Source organism: Flavobacterium sp. RNTU_13, assembly GCF_046614455.1.
Classification (GTDB): Bacteria; Bacteroidota; Bacteroidia; order Flavobacteriales; family Flavobacteriaceae; genus Flavobacterium.
Genome location: NZ_JBKJHB010000013.1, coordinates 1 through 3579, shown reverse-complemented (window position 1 = coordinate 3579; position 3579 = coordinate 1). Strand labels below are relative to the sequence as shown.

Annotated in this window: 1 protein-coding gene; it reads left to right on the top strand. The window is 49.9% G+C overall.

Annotation, left to right across the window (positions count from 1 at the left end; genetic code table 11):
* The coding region (locus ACLI08_RS16360; protein ID WP_411429583.1) for a T9SS type B sorting domain-containing protein at positions 1–3402 on the top strand (3402 nt) is incomplete at its 5' end.
* Between the last annotated feature and the right edge of the window lie 177 nt (positions 3403–3579).

Genomic DNA, 3579 nt, shown 5'->3' with positions numbered 1-3579 from the left:
AACTTCCAGCAGGGCGTTAACCCTATAACCAACCTTACGGCCTATACCAATGTAAGGGCTAATACCACCAATGGCGTACAAACCATCTACATCAGGGTGAGCAATACAGCCGGATGTTATGATGTATCGCAGGCACAGCTAATCGTTCACCCGGTCCCTGTTGCCCAGGATCCCCTTGAGGCCTACCACATGTGCGACAACGGGGTTTCAGATACCGATGGCCAGGCCATTTTTGACCTTACCAGCTACAACACCACAGTACTAAACGGCATGAATGCCGCAGCGTTCCCGGTAAGCTACTACGCCAGCCAGGGCGATGCTGTTGCCGGTACCAATGCCATACCAAACCCGGCTACGTACCAGTCGGCTAACGCCACAGTATATGTACGTGTTACCAATAACACCACCCAGTGTTATGATTTAGTAGCCCTTGAGTTAGTGGTAGACCCACTACCGGTAGTAGTACAGCCGTCTCCATTAACCCAGTGTGATATAAACAACCCGGGTGATGAGAAAGAAGTATTTGACCTTACCAGTAAGATTACTGAGATTACCACAGGTGTAAACGGTGTAAATGTAAGTTTCTACCATACGTATGCTGATGCGCTTGCGGACAGTAATGCCATAGCTAACCCTGCTGCATATACCAACACGGTAAACAACGGTGTGGAGAGCATTTTTGTAAGGGTATCAAATGCTGAAACCGGCTGTTACCGCATTGTTATCCTTGATATCAGGGTAGCCCCGCTTCCGGTACTTACCATGCCTACGCCAGACCAGCTAACGGTGTGTGATACCAACGGTTCGGGTTACGGCAGCTTTGACCTTACGAGCCTTGAAAATATCATGATCAATAATGGGGTAAACCTTTCGTTAACGTTCTACCAAACGGCTTACGATGCGGCTAACAACCTAAACGCAATACAAAACCCTGCGGGCTATACCAATCTTAACCCGGGTGTGCAGTTTGTGTATGTAGTAGCTACCGATGCTACCAGCGGTTGCCGCTCACAGGTATATACCCTTACCCTTAACGTATCACCGGCACCACGCACGGTGAGGCTAAACGACCTTACCCTGTGTGATGACCAGGACAACAACGGCCAGGACAACCAGCGTGTGTTCGACCTTACGGTGCAGGATGCTGCCATTGCTACCCAGCTGGGTGTAGCCCCTGGTACGTATACCATCCATTACTTTACCACTGAGGCCAATGCCCTTGCCGGCGCCCCACGCATTACCGCGCCACAGGTATTTATGGCTACAGTCGACGGCCAGCAAATTTGGGTACGTATAGAAAACAGCACTACAGATTGTTACCAAACCGGCAGTTTTGCCCTTAACATCAACCAGCCACAGGCCCTTGCCCCGGCGTCGATGTTTACCAAGTGTAACGATGGGGCTGTAAACAACCAAACGGCTGTATTTAACCTTACCACTAAAAACGATTATATCCTTACCCCATTTGGCATAGGGGAGGGCAACGTAGTAACCTACTACGCTTCGGCAGCAGATTACGTCGCCAATACACCGATTGCCACACCGGAAACCTACAGCAATACCAGCAACCCACAGGTGCTGTTTGTAAAGGTAACCACACCACAGGGCTGTATCAGCAGGAGCTTCCTTACCTTAAGGGTGCTTCCTCAGCCTACACCAAACACTACCCCAGAGGCACTGGAGGTATGCGATACCAATGCTAACGGTTACGGCTTTGAGCAGTTTAACCTGAAGAATGCCAGCCGCCGTATCCTTGATAACGACAGCAATGCGGTAATCAGCTACCACGAAACCCAAGCTGATGCGCTTGCCGGTACCAATGCCATTGCGGCAACAGCTACAGGCGACATCCCTTATGTAAACACTACAGCATGGAGCCAGACGGTATATGCCCGTGTAGCCCTTGCCGGCAGTGAGGTAGCCGACCCAAGCTGTGTACAGGTAGTAGAACAGGTACTAACAGTTAACCCAATGCCGCCAATTTATGACCCGGCTACCGGTAACGTACCAAACTATGCCATCTGTACACCAAACAGCAGCGGCTTTGAAAGCTTCCGCCTTATGGAATTTGTACGCGGTGTGATTACCAATGCCGGAGGCAACCCTAACGATTACGACATCAGGTTCTACCGCGATAATGCAGCGTATGCAGCCGGTACAGCCCTGCCACACGTATATACCAATACCACCCCGAACCAGCAGACCATACTGGTATACGCCAGGAACTTTGCTACGGGTTGTGACATCCTTACCAATCTAACGTTGTTTGCAGATCAGGCCGCTGTGGCCCATGCTGCAGCCAGTAACCCATGGACGGTATGTGATGACGATGGTACAAACGACGGCATGCACAGCTTTGACCTTACCCAGCAAGACGCTTCTATACTGGCTACACAAAGCACAACCATGTTCAGGGTAGAGTACTACACCACTCAGGCTGCTGCCCTTGCTGCAGACACTACCTCACCAGACTACATAGCCAACCCGGCTGCGTTTGTAAACACCAGTAACCCACAAACCATCTGGGCTACGGTTAAGAACTACCTGAGTGCGGCACCATGTATAGATGTTACCAGCTTTGAAGTAGGCGTGGAGCTACTGGGCGAGCCGGTAATCAGTACCCCTGGCGACAACCACACCCTTTGTATGGAATACAACGGTGGGGCCATAAACCCGCTACCGCTTACTGTAAACCTTGCTGCAGGCAGCTATACCTTTACCTGGTACAGGGATGGTGTAGAAGTAGCACGGGACCTTACCGCTACGCAGTACAACGCTACTGAGCCGGGCTTGTATACGGTAATAGCCACGAGCACTACCGCTTTAGGCTGTATCTCAGAACCATCGGCAACATTTGAGGTAATACAATCAGGCCCTGCACAGGCTATTGACCCTAATCAGCCTTATGTAATCAGTGCCGCCTTTAGTGCAGACCAAACCATTACGGTACTGGCACAGGGTTATGGAGAGTACCAGTACTCACTGGGTCCTGATGGTCCATGGCAAAACAGCAATGTGTTTACCAATGTTCCGCTGGGTTACTTTGACATCTATGTAAGGGATACCAAGACCGATAACCCTTGTACGGATTACGTTATTGAAGGCGTAAGCATCATCGACTATCCGAAGTTCTTTACCCCTAACGGCGACGGTTACAACGACTACTGGAACATTCAGGGTATGACCAACAGCGGTTATGAAACGGCACGTATCTTAATCTATGACCGCTACGGCAAGCTGATCAAACAGCTGAACCCGCTAAGCAGGACTGACCAGGGCCAGGGATGGGATGGTACCTACAACGGCCACCCGCTGCCAAGTGACGACTACTGGTTTACGGTAGAGTTCACTGAGAACGGGCAAACCCGTGAGTTCAGGGCGCACTTTGCTTTAAAACGATAAAGTTTAGTTTAAGGTTTAAGGTTTAAGGTTCCAGGTTTAAAGTCTTGGAACGTAAACAAACCTGGTACAAATAGTAAACCCCTTGGTTAGTGAGCTAACCAAGGGGTTTGTTTTTATTGCGCATACACTTGTAAGGAAACAAAAAAGCCATGCTACAATAATGTTAGCATGGCTTTT